General features: G+C 60.6%; 19 protein-coding genes and 1 tRNA gene. 14 read left to right on the top strand and 6 right to left on the bottom strand.

The features are described 5' to 3' along the window. Positions 1–9 precede the first annotated feature (9 nt). From BLS60_RS04785 to BLS60_RS04835, 11 genes are all read left to right on the top strand, one after another. The gene (locus BLS60_RS04785) at positions 10–1077 is read left to right on the top strand and encodes a putative urea ABC transporter substrate-binding protein (protein WP_070883280.1); all 1068 of its coding nucleotides are present in this window, start codon (positions 10–12) and stop codon (positions 1075–1077) included. Between the two features lie 92 nt (positions 1078–1169). Continuing rightward, positions 1170–1985: an ABC transporter permease gene (locus BLS60_RS04790; RefSeq protein WP_092365373.1), complete on the top strand. Its 816-nt coding sequence runs from the start codon at positions 1170–1172 to the stop codon at positions 1983–1985. Next, positions 1982–2779: an ABC transporter ATP-binding protein gene (locus BLS60_RS04795; protein WP_092365376.1), complete on the top strand. Its 798-nt coding sequence runs from the start codon at positions 1982–1984 to the stop codon at positions 2777–2779. The genes BLS60_RS04790 and BLS60_RS04795 overlap by 4 nt, the downstream gene beginning before the upstream one ends. An 11-nt stretch (positions 2780–2790) precedes the next feature. Next, the gene (locus BLS60_RS04800) at positions 2791–3519 is read left to right on the top strand and encodes an urea amidolyase associated protein UAAP1 (protein WP_092365380.1); all 729 of its coding nucleotides are present in this window, start codon (positions 2791–2793) and stop codon (positions 3517–3519) included. Between the two features lie 10 nt (positions 3520–3529). After that, positions 3530–4165 carry an urea amidolyase associated protein UAAP2 gene (locus BLS60_RS04805; protein WP_092365383.1) on the top strand — a complete coding sequence of 212 codons (636 nt, stop codon included), beginning with the start codon at positions 3530–3532 and terminating at the stop codon, positions 4163–4165. A 223-nt stretch (positions 4166–4388) separates the two neighbouring features. Next, positions 4389–8009 carry an urea carboxylase gene (gene uca, locus BLS60_RS04810; RefSeq protein ID WP_092365386.1) on the top strand — a complete coding sequence of 1207 codons (3621 nt, stop codon included), beginning with the start codon at positions 4389–4391 and terminating at the stop codon, positions 8007–8009. A gap of 124 nt (positions 8010–8133) precedes the next feature. After that, a complete protein-coding gene (locus BLS60_RS04815; RefSeq protein WP_092365389.1) occupies positions 8134–9609 on the top strand; it encodes a sensor domain-containing diguanylate cyclase in 1476 nt (491 codons plus the stop codon). Continuing rightward, complete coding sequence (locus BLS60_RS04820; RefSeq protein ID WP_092365392.1) at positions 9606–9803, top strand: cysteine-rich CWC family protein; 198 nt, start codon at positions 9606–9608, stop codon at positions 9801–9803. The genes BLS60_RS04815 and BLS60_RS04820 overlap by 4 nt, the downstream gene beginning before the upstream one ends. Before the next feature lie 7 nt (positions 9804–9810). Beyond that, positions 9811–10503 (top strand): pseudouridine synthase, encoded by a 693-nt coding sequence (locus BLS60_RS04825; RefSeq protein ID WP_092365395.1) that lies wholly within the window; start codon positions 9811–9813, stop codon positions 10501–10503. A 184-nt stretch (positions 10504–10687) separates the two neighbouring features. Beyond that, the gene (locus BLS60_RS04830) at positions 10688–11569 is read left to right on the top strand and encodes an alpha/beta fold hydrolase (protein WP_092366506.1); all 882 of its coding nucleotides are present in this window, start codon (positions 10688–10690) and stop codon (positions 11567–11569) included. A gap of 98 nt (positions 11570–11667) precedes the next feature. Next, positions 11668–11741: transfer RNA gene (locus BLS60_RS04835), tRNA-Gly, on the top strand. Between the two features lie 51 nt (positions 11742–11792). Here BLS60_RS04835 and BLS60_RS04840 read toward each other — a convergent pair. The 6 genes from BLS60_RS04840 to BLS60_RS04870 form a co-directional block, all read right to left on the bottom strand. Beyond that, the gene (locus BLS60_RS04840) at positions 11793–12314 is read right to left on the bottom strand and encodes a hypothetical protein (protein WP_092365398.1); all 522 of its coding nucleotides are present in this window, start codon (positions 12312–12314) and stop codon (positions 11793–11795) included. A 26-nt stretch (positions 12315–12340) separates the two neighbouring features. After that, positions 12341–13333, bottom strand: a complete 993-nt coding sequence (locus tag BLS60_RS04845; RefSeq protein ID WP_208597283.1) for a phage integrase — start codon at positions 13331–13333, stop codon at positions 12341–12343. After that, entirely contained in the window at positions 13333–14613 is a 1281-nt protein-coding gene (locus BLS60_RS04850; RefSeq protein ID WP_092365404.1) for a hypothetical protein, read from the bottom strand. Before BLS60_RS04850 ends, BLS60_RS04845 begins: the two co-directional genes overlap by 1 nt. Before the next feature lie 532 nt (positions 14614–15145). Continuing rightward, on the bottom strand, positions 15146–15532 hold the full coding sequence (locus BLS60_RS04860) for a hypothetical protein (protein ID WP_092365407.1): 387 nt from the start codon (positions 15530–15532) through the stop codon (positions 15146–15148). Next, a complete protein-coding gene (locus BLS60_RS04865) occupies positions 15525–15740 on the bottom strand; it encodes a hypothetical protein (RefSeq protein ID WP_092365410.1) in 216 nt (71 codons plus the stop codon). The genes BLS60_RS04860 and BLS60_RS04865 overlap by 8 nt, the downstream gene beginning before the upstream one ends. Continuing rightward, positions 15737–15904: a DNA-binding protein gene (locus BLS60_RS04870; protein ID WP_174214577.1), complete on the bottom strand. Its 168-nt coding sequence runs from the start codon at positions 15902–15904 to the stop codon at positions 15737–15739. The genes BLS60_RS04865 and BLS60_RS04870 overlap by 4 nt, the downstream gene beginning before the upstream one ends. A gap of 174 nt (positions 15905–16078) precedes the next feature. On the opposite strand from BLS60_RS04870, the gene BLS60_RS04875 reads away from it, so the two are divergent. The 3 genes from BLS60_RS04875 to BLS60_RS04885 all read left to right on the top strand — a co-directional run bounded on the left by BLS60_RS04875 (position 16079) and on the right by BLS60_RS04885 (position 17719). Then, complete coding sequence (locus tag BLS60_RS04875; protein WP_092365416.1) at positions 16079–16330, top strand: hypothetical protein; 252 nt, start codon at positions 16079–16081, stop codon at positions 16328–16330. 97 nt (positions 16331–16427) lie between these two features. After that, on the top strand, positions 16428–17312 hold the full coding sequence (locus tag BLS60_RS04880; RefSeq protein ID WP_092365419.1) for a ParA family protein: 885 nt from the start codon (positions 16428–16430) through the stop codon (positions 17310–17312). Further along, the gene (locus BLS60_RS04885; protein WP_092365422.1) at positions 17303–17719 is read left to right on the top strand and encodes a hypothetical protein; all 417 of its coding nucleotides are present in this window, start codon (positions 17303–17305) and stop codon (positions 17717–17719) included. The genes BLS60_RS04880 and BLS60_RS04885 overlap by 10 nt, the downstream gene beginning before the upstream one ends. Positions 17720–18270: the final 551 nt, after the last annotated feature.

Raw genomic sequence — 18270 nt, forward strand, 5'->3', positions numbered from 1 at the left:
GAGGTCTCCATGCGCAAGCCCCGTCTCTTCTCCGTTCTCGCCGCAGGTCTCGCGGCAGCCCTTACCTTCAACAGCCAGGCGGCACAGAAGGACAGCTTCAGCGTGTGCTGGACCATCTACGCCGGCTGGATGCCATGGGAATATGGCGATACCCAAGGCATCGTCGACAAGTGGGCGAAGAAGTACGGCATCAGCATTGATGTCGTGCAGATCAACGATTACGTCGAATCGATCAACCAGTACAGCGCCGGTCAGTTCGACGGCTGCACCATGACCAATATGGACGCCCTGACCATTCCCGCAGCCGGCGGCGTCGACAGCACCGCGCTGATCGTCGGCGACTTCTCCAACGGCAACGACGGTGTCGTACTCAAGGGCGAGAAGAAAACCCTCGCTGACCTCAAGGGCCAGGACGTCAACCTGGTCGAGCTCTCGGTTTCGCACTACCTGCTCGCACGCGGCCTGGAAAAGGTCGGCCTCAGCGAGCGCGACCTGAAAGTGGTCAACACCTCGGACGCCGACATGGTCGCCGCCTTCACCACCGCGGACGTCACCGCCGTGACCACCTGGAACCCGCTGCTCGCCGAAATCGAAGCAACACCCGGCGTGACCAAGGTATTCGACTCCAGCCAGATTCCCGGCGAAATCATCGACCTGATGGTGATCAACAGCGACACCCTCAAGGACAACCCCGCGCTCGGTAAGGCATTGACCGGTGCCTGGTACGAAATCATGGCGACCATGGGCGACAGCGGTGCTGCCGGCAAGGCTGCTCGCGAACACATGGCCAAGGCGTCCGGCACCGACTTGAAAGGCTACGAAGCGCAGCTCGCCACGACCAAGATGTTCTACAGCGCCAAGGAAGCCGTGGCGTTCACCAAGAGCCCGCGCCTGCCGGAAACCATGAGCAAGGTCGCCGCCTTCTCGTTCGACCACGGCCTGCTCGGCGAAGGCGCACAGAGCGCGGACGCCGTCGGCATGGCGTTCGCCAATGACGTGACCACCGGCGATCAGGGCAACCTCAAGCTGCGCTTCGACCCGACCTACATGCAGATGGCCGCCGACGGCCAGCTCTAGAAACGTGAGGCCGCCGAGGTGGGTGCCGGCTTCGCGCATCCACTCTCGCGTCACCCCGTGCTGTGCTCCACATACCGCATAACGAGATGCCCATGCGCCTGATCAACCGACATCCCGACCGGGCCGGCCGAATGCTGCTGGTATTGCTGCCCTTCGCGCTGCTGCTGTTCGCCTACTTCATGGGCTCGGCGCAGCGCCTGGCGGACAACCCCAACGACAAGCTGCTGCCCAGCGCCAGCCAGATGATCGCTGCCGTCGACCGCCTGGCCTTCACCGAAGACAAGCGCACCGGTGGTTACGCCTTCTGGCAGGACACCGCCTCGAGCCTGACGCGCCTCGGCATGGGCATCGGTATCGCCGCTGTGGTCGGGCTGTGCCTGGGCATCGCCGCCGGCATTCTGCCGCTGCTGAGGGCGCCGCTGTCACCGCTGCTCACCGTGCTGTCGATGGTGCCTCCGCTGGCGATACTGCCGATCCTGTTCATCGTCTTCGGCCTGGGCGAGCTGTCCAAGGTGATGCTGATCGTCATCGGCATCACGCCGATTCTCGCTCGCGACTTGGAGCAGCGCGCTCGGGAGATTCCCCAGGAGCTGCTGATCAAGGCGCAGACCCTCGGCGCCAGCACCTGGACGCTGATCCTGCGGGTCGTGCTGCCACAGCTGCTGCCGCGCCTGCTGATCGCCCTGCGCCTGGTGCTGGGCTCCGCCTGGCTGTTCCTGATCGCTGCCGAAGCCATCGCCAGCACCGATGGCCTGGGCTACCGCATCTTCCTCGTGCGCCGCTACATGGCGATGGACGTGATCCTGCCCTACGTGGTGTGGATCACCCTGCTCGCCTGGCTAATGGATCTCGGCCTGCGTCAGCTGACGCGGCTGTGCTTCCCCTGGTACGAGGGGGCCAAGGCATGAGCTATAAAAAAAGCAACGCCACAGACGCGTTCATCGAGGTGAAGAACGTCTGGCAACAGTACGGCGACCAGACCGTTCTGGAACGCCTGAACCTGTCCATCGCCGAGGGCGAGTTCTGCACCCTGGTTGGTGCCTCCGGCTGTGGCAAGTCGACCTTCCTGCGCTTGCTGCTGGGCCAGGAGCGGCCCAGCAAGGGCGAGATCCTGCTCGGCGGCCAGCCTCTGGTGGGCGAGCCGGATGCCAGCCGTGGTGTGGTGTTCCAGCGCTATTCGGTGTTCCCGCACCTGAGCGTGCTGGACAACGTCGCCATCGGCCTGGAACTGCCCCGTGCGCCATTGCTGGGTCGCCTGTTCGGCGCAGCCAAGCGCAACGCCCGCGAGCAGGCGGCGGCGATTCTCGGCAAGGTCGGCCTTGGCCATGCCCTGGACAAATACCCCAGCCAGCTCTCCGGCGGCATGCAGCAGCGCCTGGCCATCGCCCAGGCGCTGATCATGAAACCTCGCGTGCTGCTGCTCGACGAACCGTTCGGCGCCCTCGACCCCGGCATCCGCAAAGACATGCACGCCCTGCTGCTCGAGCTGTGGCGCGAAACCGGGCTGACGGTGTTCATGGTCACCCATGACCTCAGCGAAGGCTTCACCCTCGGCACCCGCCTGATGGTGTTCGACAAAACCCGTATCGACCCTCACGCACCGAACGCCTTCGGTGCGCGCATCACCTACGACATCCCCCTGAATAGTGATCGCCGAAGCGCCATCGCGGCATTGCCGGCGCACCTTGCTTCGGCCCTGTAGGAGACTGATACATGACAACTGCCCTCACCCTGCGCCCGACCCTTTATGAGGAAACCGTTCCCGGCGGCGGCCACACCTCGTTCGTCCTCAAGCGCGGTCAACTGCTGCGCCTTACCGACCTCGAAGGCGGCGCCAACGTCAGCCTGCTGTTGTTCAACGCTGCCGAGAAAAGCGAGCGCCTCAACCTGCCGGACACCCTCAAGGGCCAGCACACCGCCAAGCTCACCGCGGGCCACTGTCTGTACTCGGACATGGGTCGCGTGCTGGCAGCGATTACCGCCGACACCTGCGGCTGGCACGACAGCTTCGGTGGCGTGCTCTCGGCCGATGAAGTTACCGAGAAATACGGCCAGGGTCGCTACCAGGAACTGCGCAACGGCTTCTTCCGCAACGGCACCGACAATCTGCTGGTGGAAATGGGCAAGTGGAACCTGAACCTGCAGGACCTGCTGATGAACCTCAACCTGTTCAGCCGCGTGGACGTCGATGCCGACGGCGCCTTCCGCTTTCACGGCGACAACAGCAAGGCCGGTGACTACGTCGAGCTTTACGCACCGATGGACACCCTGGTGGTGCTCACCGCCCTGCAACACCCGATGGACCCCAACCCGCAGTACGCGCCCAAGCCGGTGCAGCTTGCCTGGAGCAAGGTCAAGAGTGACGGCATCAGCGTGCTCTGTCGTACCTCGCGCCCGGAAAACGGCCGCGCCTTTCACAACACCGAACGCAACTACCTCTGAGGGTGCCGACATGAGCCTGATCGAAAGCAACCTGCAGCCCGAGACCGCCGCGTTCCGCCACACCATCGCGGCGGGTGAGCCCTACCTGTTCGAGGTCAAGGCCGGGCAAACCCTGCGCCTGCACGACCTGGAGGGCAACCAGGCAATCGACACCCTGTTCTTCGCCGCCAACAACCCGCGCGAGCGCTTCGACCCGCAGCGCACCCTGCGCAAGCAGAACAACGTCTACCTGACCACTGGCACGGTGCTCTACTCCAACCTCGGCAAGCCGCTGCTGACCATCGTCGCCGACACCTGCGGCCGCCACGACACCCTCGGCGGCGCCTGCGCCCAGGAAAGCAACACGGTGCGCTACGCGCTCGACAAGCGCTTCATGCACAGCTGCCGCGACAACTTTCTGCGCGCCAGTCTGCACGACGGTCGCCTGGAGAAGCGCGACATCGGCGCCAACATCAACTTCTTCATGAACGTGCCGGTCACCCCGGACGGCGGCCTGACCTTCGAAGACGGCATCTCAGCGCCCGGCAAGTACGTCGAGCTGCGCGCCGAGACCGACGTGATCGTGCTGATCTCCAACTGCCCGCAGCTCAACAATCCCTGCAACGGCTGGAACCCGACGCCTGCCGAGGTGCTGGTATGGAACTGAGTCAACGCCTGCGTCGCTTCCTCCTAATGATCTGCCAGAGCCGCTCGGGGCAGTGCCTGGCAGCGCAGAACCGTAGGGTGGACGTCGCTCTTAACGTCCACCACGACCGCGCTACAGATCGGCCTGCGTAAACAGCCAACGAACGACCTGATTCCGACCACGGACGACCGTGGCGCAGACCCATTACCGGCGGGACGGCCCGCCTCCTTCGAGGGCTCCTCGAATGTTCGAAAAACTTCTGATCGCCAACCGCGGCGCCATCGCCTGCCGTATCCTGCGCACCCTGCGCGAGCTCGATGTCAAAGGTGTCGCCGTCTACTCCGAAGCGGACGTAGCCAGCCTGCATATCCAGCAGGCCGCCGAAGCCTTTTCCCTCGGCGAGGGTCCCGCTGCGAACACCTATCTGGTGGTCGACAAGATCCTCGCAGCCGCCAAGGCCAGCGGCGCCAAGGCCATCCACCCGGGCTACGGTTTTCTCTCTGAAAACGCCGCCTTCGCTGAAGCCTGCGAAACAGCTGGCATCGCTTTCGTTGGCCCCACGCCCGAGCAGTTGCGCGTATTCGGCCTCAAGCATACCGCCCGCGCCCTGGCCCAACGCCATGGCGTGCCGATGCTCGAAGGCACCGAGCTGCTGGCAAACCTCAATGCCGCGCTGGTCGCCGGCGAGCAGGTTGGTTACCCGGTGATGCTCAAAAGCACCGCCGGCGGTGGCGGCATCGGCATGCGTGTGTGCCGCTCGGCCGAGGAGCTCAGCGAGGCCTTTGAAGCGGTCAAGCGCCTCGGGCAGAACAACTTCAGCGACAGTGGCGTGTTCATCGAGAAATACATCCAGCGTGCCCGCCATCTGGAAGTGCAAGTCTTTGGCGACGGCCAGGGTGAGGTTATCGCCCTCGGCGTGCGCGACTGCTCGGTGCAGCGGCGCAACCAGAAAGTGCTGGAAGAAACCCCGGCACCGAACTTGCCAGCCGGCATGGCCGACGAGCTGTGCGCGGCGGCGATCAAACTGGCCAAGGCGGTCAGCTACCGCAGCGCCGGCACCGTCGAGTTCGTCTACGACAGTGAGGCCGAGCGCTTTTACTTCCTCGAAGTGAACACCCGCCTGCAGGTCGAGCACGGGGTTACCGAACAGGTGTGGGGCATCGACCTGGTGCGCTGGATGATCGAACTGGCAGCCGGCGACCTGGCGCCGTTGAGCGAACTGGCCCAAGGCCTGGCGCCCAGCGGCCACGCCATCCAGGCGCGGCTGTATGCCGAAGATCCGGGCCGCGACTTCCAGCCCAGCCCCGGCCTGCTCACTGCCGTGCAGTTTCCGCCGGCTGACGGCAAAGCGCTGCGCATCGACACCTGGGTGGAAGCCGGCTGCGAGATTCCGCCGTACTTCGACCCGATGATCGCCAAGCTGATCGCCTGGGCGCCCACCCGTGACGAGGCCAGCGCCGCGCTGGATATCGCTCTGGCCGAGTCGGTGCTGTATGGCGTCGAGTCGAACCGCGACTACCTGCGTCAGATCCTCGCCGATGCCCCGTTCGCCAGCGGCTCGCCGTGGACGCGCTGCCTGGAGCAGTTGGTTTACCGGGCCACCACCTTCGAGGTGCTGAGCGCCGGCACCCAGACCACCGTGCAGGACTTCCCCGGTCGGCTCGGCTACTGGGCCGTCGGCGTGCCGCCGTCCGGGCCGATGGACAGCCGCGCCCTGCGCCTGGGCAATCGGCTGCTCGGTAATGCCGAAGGCGCTGCCGCGCTGGAAATCACCATGACCGGCCCGCTGCTGCGCTTCAACACCGACGCCCTGGTGGCCGTCACTGGCGCCGAGATTCCCGTCACCCTCGATGGCGCGTCGCAGCCGCTGAACACCACGCTGCTGATCCGCGCTGGCAGCACCCTCGCCCTCGGCACCATCGGCGGTGCCGGCGCGCGCAGCTACTTGAGCGTACGTGGCGGCATTCAGGTACCGGACTACCTGGGCAGCAAGAGCACCTTCACCCTCGGCCAGTTCGGTGGCCACGCCGGCCGCGCCCTGCGTGCCGGCGACGTGCTGCACCTGCTGGCGCTCGACTCCCGGCAAGCCGGTGCGCAACTACCCATCGAACTCTGCTCGGCCTTGCCTGCATTGCGCACTATCCGTGTGATCTACGGCCCGCATGGAGCCCCGGAGTATTTCACCCCGGCCTATATCGACACCTTCCTGCGCACTGACTGGGAAGTGCACTTCAACTCCAGCCGCACCGGCGTGCGGCTGATCGGCCCCAAGCCGGAGTGGGTACGCGAGAGTGGCGGTGAAGCGGGCCTGCACCCGTCCAACATCCATGACAACCCCTACGCCATCGGTGCGGTGGACTTCACTGGCGACATGCCCGTGATCCTCGGCCCGGACGGCCCCAGCCTCGGCGGCTTCGTCTGCCCGGTGACGATCATCGAAGCCGATCTCTGGCAGCTTGGCCAACTCAAGGCCGGCGACAAGGTGCGCTTCGTGCCGGTGGATATCGCCACCGCGCGCCAGCTGGCGAAAGCGACCAACCGCGCGTGCACAGACCTGCTCGCGCAGCCGCTGGCCAACGAGCCGAGCATTGCAACGCCCTGCGCTAGCGAACTGGTGTCGCCTGTGGTGCTGGACATTGGCGACGAGGATAAACGCCTGGTCGCGCGGCTCTCCGGCGATACCCACCTGCTGCTGGAGATCGGCCAGCCCGAGCTCGATCTGGTGCTGCGCTTTCGCGGCCACGCGCTGATGCAGGCGCTGGAGGCCAAACAGCTGAATGGCGTGGTCGACCTCACGCCCGGCATTCGTTCGCTGCAGGTGCATTACCAACCGGAAACCCTGCCGCTGCAGCGCCTGCTCGCCATCGTCGCTGGCGAGTGGGACGCCGTATGCGCCACCGGCGACCTCAAGGTGCCGTCGCGGATCGTCCACCTGCCGCTGTCCTGGGATGACCCGGCCTGCCAGCTGGCCATCGACAAGTACATGACCACCGTGCGCAAGGACGCACCCTGGTGCCCGAGCAACCTAGAGTTCATCCGCCGCATCAACGACCTGGCCAACCTCGACGAGGTGTACCGCACGGTATTCGACGCCAGCTACTTAGTGATGGGCCTGGGCGATGTTTACCTCGGCGCGCCGGTGGCCACGCCGCTCGACCCGCGCCACCGCCTGGTCACCACCAAGTACAACCCGGCCCGCACCTGGACGGCAGAGAACTCGGTGGGCATCGGCGGCGCGTATATGTGCGTCTACGGCATGGAAGGCCCCGGCGGCTACCAATTCGTCGGCCGTACGCTGCAGATGTGGAACCGCTACCGGGAAGTCGCTGCCTTCGACGGCAAGCCGTGGCTGCTGCGCTTTTTCGACCAGATCCGCTTCTACCCGGTCAGCCCCGACGAGCTGCTGCGCATTCGCCGCGACTTCCCCCTGGGCCGCTTCGAACTGCACATCGAAGACAGCGAACTGGCGCTGGCTGACTACCAAGGGTTTCTCAACGACGAAGCCGATGGCATTGCCGCCTTCCGTGACCAACAACGCGGCGCCTTCGTGGCCGAGCGCCAGCGCTGGATCGACTCCGGCCAGGCGCACTTCGAAAGCGACGAAGGCGTGGCCGAGCCCACCGAAAACGCGCCACTGGGCGACGGCCAACACAGTGTCGACAGCCATATCGCCGGCAACCTCTGGCAGGTTCAGGTCGAGGAAGGCGCAACCGTGGCCGCTGGCGACGTGCTGGTGATTCTCGAATCGATGAAGATGGAAATCCCGCTCACCGCGCCGCTGTCCGGCATCGTCCGCGAGGTGCTCGTGCAACCGGGCGCTGCGGTGCGTGCAGGCCAGCGCGTGGTGGTTATCGAGCAGGCCTGAAGCGAACCGTGGGGCGGCGGCTGGCCGCCCCACAAGCGGGCATTTCCACCTGCCCACACGGCCCTGCTTGCACCTCGACCGTACGCCCCCTAGCATGGCGGGATTCCTAAAAGCAGCCAGCACGATGCCCTCACCTTCGCCCAAAACCGCCAGCCCTCGCTCGCTGGTGTTTCTTCTGCTCGTGCTGCTCGGCTGCGGTTTTATCGCCACTTCGCTGGCCAGCTACTACGCGGCCCTGGACTCGATCCGCGACGGCATCGTCAACAACGAGCTGCCGCTGACCTCGGACAACGTCTACTCGGAAATCCAGAAGGACCTGGTACGGCCCATCCTCATCTCCTCGATGATGTCCCGCGATACCTTCGTGCGCGACTGGGTGCTCGGCGGCGAACAGACTGCCGAGCCCATGACCCGCTACCTGCAGGAAGTGCAGAGCCACTACGGCGCCGTTACCAGTTTTTTCGTCTCCGAACAGAGCAAGACCTACTACCAGGCCAAAGGCGTGCTGAAGAAGATCGACCAGCAGGCCGATCGTGACGCCTGGTACTACCGACTGCGCGACAGGCAGGAGCCTTACGAGATCAACGTCGATATCGACATGGCCAACGGCGACCGCATGACGGTCTTCATCAACTACAAGGTCTTCGACTATCAGCAGCGCTTCATCGGCGCCACCGGCGTCGGCCTCACCGTCGATGCCGTGGTGCAACTGATCGACGAGTACCAACAGCGCTATAACCGCCGCGTTTACTTCGTCGATGCCAATGGCCGCATTGTGCTCACAGGCGCCAACGGCGGGCCGCTGGGGGCGCGTATCGGTGACCAGTTGAGCGAGGTGCACGGCCTCGAAGGCCTGAACAGCAAACTGTCACACCCGCAAAGCGGCGACTTCTCCTATCAGGACCATGGCCACGGCCATTACCTCAACGTGCGCTTCATTCCCGAGCTGGACTGGTACCTGTTCGTCGAGACGCACGAGCATGGCGCACTGGCCAGCATTCGCCAGTCGCTGTATCTCAACCTGGCCATCTGGGCCGTGGTCACGCTGGTAGTGCTGCTGCTGGTGAGCCTGGTGCTGCGCCGCTACCAGGCGCGCATTAACGCCCTGGCAACCACCGACTCGCTGACCGAGTTGCCCAATCGCCGGGGCTTCGAGATGCTCGCCAACCAGGCCATTCAGGAAGCGCGGCGTAGCCAAAGCACCTTATGCGCCCTGCTCTTCGACCTCGATGACTTCAAGCAGCTCAACGACAACCACGGCCACCTGGCCGGTGACGCGGTGTTACGCGGCTTCGCCCAACACCTGCAGCAGAACCTGCGCCAGTCGGACATCGTCTGCCGCTGGGGCGGCGAGGAGTTCATCCTGCTGCTCAAGGACACGCCGCTCGAATCCGCCCGCCAGCTCGGCGAGAAGATCCGCCAGCAAACCGAGAGCAGCGCCTTCGAATTCGCCGGCCAGACGCTGCACACCTCGACCAGCATCGGCCTCGCCGCACTGCATGACGACGATGACCTGCAGGCACTGATCGCCCGCGCCGACCGCGCCCTGTACCGGGCCAAGCAGGCCGGGCGCAACCGCCTGTGCGAAGAGACGCAATGAATACCCACCTGTGCCCCGCCTGCGGCCAGCCAAACCGCTGCACCCAGGCCGCCAGCGACAGCCCGGTCACCCACTGCTGGTGCTTCGAGGTAGACGTAAAGCCGCAGGCGTTGCAAGACCTGCCGCCCGAAGCGCTGGATCGCGCCTGCCTGTGCCCACGCTGCGCACAGGCGCTGCCCGCGCAGGACGACTGAGCGGCCCATGCGCATCGACCGCCTGCTCAGCAACCTGCCGCGCTTCAATCGCCAGCACGTGCGCCTGCTACTGGCCGCAGGCCGCGTGCGGGTCGACGGCCAGGCGTGCCGCGACAGCCGCTTCGAGGTGCGCGCCTTCCATCGTGTGGAGGTTGATGACGAGCTGGTGCAGGCAGGCAAACCGGCGCGCTACTTCATGCTGCACAAACCGGTTGGCGTGGTCAGCGCCACCAGCCATCCCGACCACCGCACCGTGCTCGACCTGCTGAACGAGCCCGACAAGCACGAACTGCACCTGGCCGGCCGGCTGGACCTGAACACCAGCGGCCTGCTGCTGATCACCAACGACGGCCTCTGGTCACGCCGCGCCACCGCGCCGGACGGCAGCCACGCCAAGGTCTATCGCGTCGAGACTGAGCAAGTCATCGACCCGGCGGCCGTGGAGGTATTCGCCCAAGGCTTGTATTTCGCTTATGAAGACCTGACCACCCGCCCCGCCCTGCTGGAAATCCAGGCGCCGCACCACGCGAAGCTAACCCTGCACGAAGGCCGCTATCACCAGATCAAGCGCATGTTCGGGCACTTCCAGAACAAGGTCATCGGCCTGCACCGCCAGAGCCTTGGTGCCATCGTGCTCGACCCCGACCTGCCGCCCGGTGCTTATCGCCCCCTCACCCAGGCAGAAATCGCCAGCGTGTAACCCTGCGCGGCTGCCGATGCATGTATCGCCAGCGCCAAGCCATTGATCTTGCGGCAGAACAATAACCTCCACATGCATGACATCAGCCTGTCACCTCCAGGCGCTTTGCTGATCGCTCCGACCAGCCCGGTGTATGGCCCCGGCCGTCAGCCGCATTTATCTCCAGCGCGAGGAGGAAGCACGCATGAAACCGGCAATCGCTGTCGTCGAGGTCCACGGGACGTACAAGGTGCACACGGAATTTCACGCCAACCCGGCGGCGAGAAAAACCATCATTCTGGTCAACGGCTCGCTGTCGACGACCGCCTCCTTCGCGCAAACGGTCAAATACCTGGGCACCCGGTTCAACGTGGTGCTGTTCGACCAGCCGTACGCCGGCGCCTCCAGGGCGCACAACCGCAACGACCGGCTCATCAGCAAGGAAGACGAAGCGGCGATCCTGCTGGAGCTAATCGAGTACTACGGGGCGCAGTACCTGATGGCCTTCTCCTGGGGCGGCATATCCAGCATGCTGGCACTGGCCAAACGCCCGGCAACGCTGGAAAAGGCCGTATTCGCCTCGTTCTCGCCAATCCTCAACGAGGCCATGCTCGACTACCTGAGCCGCGCCTTGGTGTGCCTGAGCGAGGAGGATTGTGATCAGGTTGGCCACCTGGTCAACGACACCATCGGCAAATACCTGCCTTCGCTGTTCAAGCGTTACAACCACAAGCACATCAGCCGCCTGAGCGCCCACGAATACCGGCAGATGAACGCTCATATCCATCAGGTGCTGCGCATGGAGGCCCACTGCCGCCTGGACTGCCTGGGCAACATCGACATGCCGCTGCTGTTCATCAACGGCGAACATGACCAATACACCTCACCCGCCGACGCCCGCCTGTTCGCCCCGCACCTGCCCAACTGCCAGTTCGCCACCGTGCGCAACGCCGGTCATTTCATCGACGTGGAACACAAAGGCGCCTGGCTGCAAACCCAGAACACCCTGCTCGACTTTCTGCAGAGCAGCGTCGGCAGTAACCGCTACACCCGGGCCCACGGCCTGCAGCCTGCCATGGCCGTATAAACGCCATGAAAGCAGCCCCGCACAGCGGCTCAGCAAGATTTCTGACCGCCGCGGGCTTCATTTCGCAGCCGACTTCCGGTATAAAGGCCCACGCAAAAGCGGGCTTCGTATAATGGCATTACCTGAGCTTCCCAAGCTCATGACGAGGGTTCGATTCCCTTAGCCCGCTCCAGATCAGAAACATTAAAGCCCTGTTTTTACAGGGCTTTTTTGTGGGCGACGATTACAGGTGTCGAAGAAGTGTCGAAAGCTCACATTGAAGTGCAACTATGTAAAAGGTCGCGCCTCCCACTAGAACAGGAAGTAGAAACTCAAAAAACGCGCGGACTACTGAGATCGGGTTAGTCATTCGATAGATCAAGCGGTGTTTGCGAAAGGCTATCTGGCGATCGTGTTCGATCGCGTCTAGGTACGGATTGCCAGAGGTAGGGGCCTCATAAACATCTGACCAATACTCTTTGAGGCCCTCGAGATACTCATCCAGCATCTCCTTCTTCCAAGCCACATAGTCAGATGAGGCGTAAACAATAAAAGTGATGGTGAAATAGGCAATCACAGCAGCTAATAGCCACACGAATACCTGCTGATCCATGGCGCCAAACTCGATCCCTAACGCGCTAATTTTGGTGGGAACAGCGTCAGTACCAACGATGAAAATACTTAAAACGCTTAACCCAAGAAGAACCTTCCGCTCTTTTCGAGTGACCTCTGAAAGCGGGTCGATAAGTCTGGTTTCTCTAGCCATCAAAACTCCCTTTTGCCTATACGGCTTCAAACTGTCAGACCCTGCATAGGCCCTAGCCGGATTGCATCATGCAGATGCTCGGGCGCCAAGTGCGAGTAGCGCATGGTCATGGCCAACGACGCATGGCCCAGGATCTCTTTCAACGTGACGATATGCCCACCGCCCATGATGAAATGAGCTGCGAAGGTGTGCCGCAGTATGTGGCTTGCCTGCCCTTTCGGCGGGTTGATGGTGGTCAGGTGCAGCACCTTGCGGAACACGCCCATGCAGTTGGTGAAAGGCCCATGCTCCGCCCAATGTTCCTGGATGGATTGCACCAGGGACGGTGACACCGGCACAGCCCTGACACGCTTGGACTTGGTATTGGCGAAGGTTATAACCCCGCCGCCGATCCTTGCAGGGGTTAAAGCCTGAGCCTCACCCCACCGGCACCCGGTCGATAGACAGATCAGCGCCACCATGTAGGTATGCGGCCCGGTCGTCCGATCGCGCAGAGCGTTGAGCAGTTCGGTTATCTGCGGCTTGGTCAGGTAGGCCAGCGGGCGTTCCTGCAGGCGGATCGGCTTGATACGGGTGAACGGGCACGGGTAGTCGATCACGTCGAGCTTGTGCAGCTCGTTGTAAACGGATTTGAGGTAGCCCAGGCGATTGTTGGCCGTCTTGCCGGTAACGCCCTTGGCGATCCAGCGAGCGCGAGCTGAGGCAATCACTGAACCATCGACCTTATGGGCCACAGGGTCACCCATGAACGTGGCTGCAGCCTTGAGAATGGTGAAGCGGCGCAGGCCATCCGACAGGGCCACACCATGCAGCTCATACCAAAGCTGCACCAGCTCCGAGAGGCGGCGTTTATCCTTGGGCTTGGGCGACCAGTCGCGGTTATCGACGACCTTGGTTCGGCACGTGGCTTCGAAACGCTGTGCTTCGCCCTTGGTCTTGAAGGTCTTGCGGAAGCGCTTGCCCTTGATGGGTTCAACGTCGACCTTCCAACGGCCATCCGGCAATTGGAATATGGCCATCAGACGGCCCTGCCCCACCGCACATGCCGCTCTGTGAGCAGATCCCGGATATGGCGGTAGAGATCGTCCTGGGTCATGTCCTTGGCTGCGTAGTGATCGCGGATGACCGGCCAGCAGTCCCATTGCTGGAGGGTCTTAAACGCCTTTTTTGCGCCCACCTGCTCCCTTGCAAGTAGGCTTATGAAGTTTCCCAGGAACAGCTCCACGTTCTTGCCGGAGAAGCCGTTTGATGTCTTGTAGTAGCGCTTGTATTCAGTGTCATCGAGCAGCGAATCCACCGGCAGATCCACGCGGATATCATCACGGATCAGCGTCCAGATCGGCTCAAAATACCCAGGGCGGGCCAGCAGCTTGAATTGCCTCAAGCCATAGCGCCACAGGCCGTCCAGATGCCCTGCAAAGGCCGCAAACGAGCTGGTATCAATCACCGCATTGGTTTTCAGATCCACCGAGCCGCTGGCGAATTGCTGGATGATCGAATGGTGATAGCGCAGCTCTACGCGCCACACGTCCGCCTTAGGGTCGTAGTTGTCCGGGTCGTTGGCGTCGAAGCTGTCGCGGCGCTTCCAGACGCTTTCCCAGTAGTCGAGTTTGTCGGTAGCGCGGGCCTGTTCGGTCTTGTTGTAGATCGCCAGCTGTACGCCACTGGCAGAGCCGAACATGAAGGTTTCGCCGCGGCCATAGGTGCTGGATTTGGTCGTCCAGTTGATCTCGTTGATGCCCGAGATATCGCGCTGGTTGCGGGCCCGGCAGTGCATGCGGGCGACCAGATCAACAGGCGGTTTCCAGCCCTGCAGGTCTAGCGCAAGGTGGACGGCGCACTGGTTGATTTCCAGATGGCTCAGCACTTCGGCGGCGTACAGATCCATGCGCTGCTGCAGGCGTTCAGGTGACAGGGCGTCGATGGCATGGGGCGACACTTCGATTTTCAGGTGTGGGCCGAGGCTGTCGATCTTCGCGTTGAAGTTCTTCACCAAAAGGATGATGCCCAGGTCAGCGTTCTGCAGCTTGTACTGGTAACCGGAGTCCTTGCTGACGCGGCCAGAGTGCCAGGTGCTGCCAGCAAACTGCACCATGGTGCCCGGCTTCTCGAACAGCGCCATGATTTCAGGGCGGATCGTGCCCCGATAGAGCTGGCGAACCGTGTCCACCCCGCAACGCAATAAACGAACGCGGGACAGGTCGACCATGGCAGTCGTGCCCGGGTCGATGAACAGACGCCCACTGGCATCCTCGCGAGCGAGCATGTCCAGACGCATGAAGTCTTTTGCCTTTGCCATTTCTATTTACCTAATGCTGATTAATGCGGAATGTTCACTGTGTTTATCTGACGTGTTACAGGGACGTCAGCGCGGAGGCGCGTGCCTCGCTCGCGCCTCCGTTCTGAACTGAACCACTCCAGCGCTCGCTCATGCGCGCCTCACCGCTAGCGCTCCCTCGCGCGCGCCGTGCCGTCGCACGCAAGGCATCGCCAGCGGTTTCGCACACCTCTCTCTCAATCTGGCTTGTTGGGTCTATGAAGGGATTCCCTCTCCGTTCCTGGCAGGGTTGCTCCTGGGTATACAGCGAGGGTTGAAAACGCCAATCGGGCGGCAGGTTGGCGACCCACATGATCAGCAGGATCGCCGGGAGCAGGAGCGCGAACGGGCCTTCGAGAATGAACAAGGCGTGGGTGCTGGTGCGGGCCGGAGGGATGATTGACACCAAGGGCGCTGCCCTCGTCATCCCGCTCTTGCCGCCGAGGGCTCGGGAGCATGGGGTGGTGAAGCTACCCCACACTCCCGCTGATAGGCTGGTCATGGTTGTGGGGCCTCAAGGGTGCGCTGCGCCCGTGCTTCCGTTCGACGGAACGGTGGAGCTGTTCCGACGAGCCGGGAGCGCGGCCCTTGACCCCTCTTGAATAGGTCGGGTCATACGGCCCAGTACGTTGCCGGAACTCTGCCGGTCGCGGTGCCGTATCGCCCGAATGGTGAGTACATCCTGAAAGTAGATCTCCAGGGTGTGCTGCATGCCGCTTAGCGGCACGGTGATGAAATAGCCTTGGTCGCAGATGCCTTCGACGGGCAACACCACACCGATAACGTGCAAGCAGTGCCAGTAGGTGCCGGGTTCATCGTCCCAGGCGAGTTCGACCAATACGGTATTGCCGAGAAAGGCCAGAGCGGCGGCGGTATCCAGGGCCAGCGATTGCTTAGGCATGGCTGTAGTCCCCTTCGTTGAACGCCGTCTTGCCCTTGAGCAGATCCGCACGCAGGCGGGCAAGGTTGACCATGCGGAAGTCGGCCAGTCGCATGCTGGGTACGGTGCCGTTGTTGACCCACTCGCAGGCTTCCTCAACAGACACACCACTCATTTCAGCGAAGGTCTTGATGCTGCAGAGGTCGAGGCTGTCGTCTTTCTTCTTCATAGCGTCCATTCCTGTTCAAGAAGCTGCTGATGCAGCAGGGCCACGTTGACCATGGTGCGTTTGCCGACCTTCTGCGAAGGCAGGTAGCCGCGTTCGAGCCAAGTGCGTACCACGATGGGCTCGTCACCCATGCCGATCCATTCGGCAAAGCGAGGCCACGGCATCAAAGGCGGGGCGCCATGTAGCTTTTGTGAGTCGATCCCTTCTGGTGGTAGCATCGGCTAGCTCCGCTATAGTCAGCTTTAATCAGCATTGTTCAGTGAAACTATTTCAGTGAACAAACAATAGCAAAACGATACCCGTAGTGAAACTATTTCACTGGAATCACTTAGAACTTTATGGAATCAATTCAGCAGCGAGCTAGAGCTTTAATTGCTAAAGCCGGTTTCGACACCCTGATCAAGAACAGTGACATTCCGCTGAATCGCTGGCATAGCGTGCGCTTTAAAGACATACGGATGAGCACCGAGGAGATTGAGGTTCTGGTGAGAATCTATCCTCAATACGCACTGTGGCTTGCTAGTGGACAAATCACACCGGAGTCAGGACAGATCAGTCCAGAATATGATGATGCCAACAAAGATTCGTAAAAAGTGACGTGATTTATTATTGCTCAAAGGATGTAGCGAGACTTAGTTTTTAACCTAAAAAGATGCATAAAATCTCCGATTTATATAAGGATTTATAATGGCTAGGGTTGTCGGCTTTGTAAGCGAAAAAGGTGGCGTAGGGAAAACCACCGCTTGCTATCATATCGCAGTGGGGTTAGCTCGGTATCACAGTAAGCGAGTGCTTGTGATTGATGCTGACTACCAACGCGGGGGAATATCGGGAAGACTATTCCCCGAACTTATTGAAGGATTCGGCGTACACAACCCACATGGGATGACGCTTTTTAATAAGTTTCAACAACTATATAGCGCTGCTGATCAGACACCCAACGTAGATATTCTTAATCATGTGGAAGGCGTAGATTTAATTCAGGCCGACCCGAGACTATCGACAGTTTCGACGGATAAATTACCGAGCACAAATAATATTCGATCAAACAACATTGCACTGCTTGCTCATATGAAGACTATCAGCAATGTTCTAACACCACTTCATGACTCTTATGACTATGTACTAATTGATTCGCACCCTGAAGTTTCAGACATTCTTCGCTCGATTATTTATGCGTCTGATTATTGTGTCTCTCCAGTCAAGCTAGATCGCCAGTCTTCAATCGGCGTGGCGACTATTATTGGTGAGGTTCAGAACGTTAATAATGACATTGAGATGATCAGGGACTCTCTGAAAATTGAGGACGGTTACACAAATACGATTTTTTCAGGTGCCATTGGCATGATGGCTAGAGAGTATGCTGAAGACCTTAAGCAGAGTGAGCAACTGGAGTATAATCGCCTCCAGAGAGCAGGAAATATGTTCAAGAATTACATTACTGAGGGAGATGGTTTAAGAGTGGCAGCAGCAAATCGTCAGCCTGTCTATGACGTGACAAGCAATAATGCCGTGAAGCAGGCTGATCAGTTCAGAAGTCTAACTAAAGAATTTCTGCGGGTATGCAAATGATAGATCTTGAGATACTTATAAGTTGGCTAGGCGCAGATGGAGCTAAAGCTGGGTTGCTAGGTAGTGATCTTACAATTTCCGAGATTTTCGAGCTTAGCAATAGAAAGCCATCCAATGCTTCTAAGATGAAGCGAGGGGAGGTGATTGAATGGATTGTAGATAGAAAACGCTCTGACCTAACAAGGTCTGCAGATGAACTGATGCAGATGAATGCAGAAGAACTAAAGAATTACTTTGTATCTATCAAGTGTTCGAACAAAGAGATATTAGAGTTACTTGTATCCCTAGACATACGCCCAGGCAGTGTTGCCAAAAAGAACATACTCGATTTTGCTGCCAGAGAAATAAGTGACATAGGGATGTATAACCGTGTCGCGAAAGGATCGCACTCAGATAAAAACAGGTAGTCACTGTAGGCTCTTATTGTCTTCTTGATATGGGCCAATCACAGCTACCCTATAATTGATCAGCGAATGGTGAAGGCGTCGAAAAAGTGTCGAATGCACTGCGGTGCAAAGCAGAATAAAGCGTGTAACATCCGCGTCCACGCCAGCAATGCAGGGGCTTTGCGGAGTATTGCGGGAGCTGGAAAAGGGTTCGATTCCCTTAGCCCGCTCCAGATTGCACACACCAAAGCCCTGCTCCTGCAGGGCTTTTTTGTATCTGGCGTTTGGGATTCGCCTGCGCTAGATTCGCTGAGGCTTGTAGTTGAAAAGCCGGAGACAGCGCTCGTAATGGAATTAAATAAATCTGTCCCCTTTTCTCTTATCCACAATACCGCTGGTGGCTCATGACTGGGGAGGTCATGCCGGACAAAGGACAAGTCAGCCCCGAATATGAAGAGGCCAACCGAAACTTGCCCAATCAAAACGCGGGATAGCGATTACAACGGAAGTATCTAAGCGTTGGTATGCTAGAAAAACGGATTTTTAATTATTCGGCTTTAAAAAGGGCAGAG

Source organism: Phytopseudomonas seleniipraecipitans (assembly GCF_900102335.1).
GTDB classification, from domain to species: domain Bacteria; phylum Pseudomonadota; class Gammaproteobacteria; order Pseudomonadales; family Pseudomonadaceae; genus Aquipseudomonas; species Aquipseudomonas seleniipraecipitans.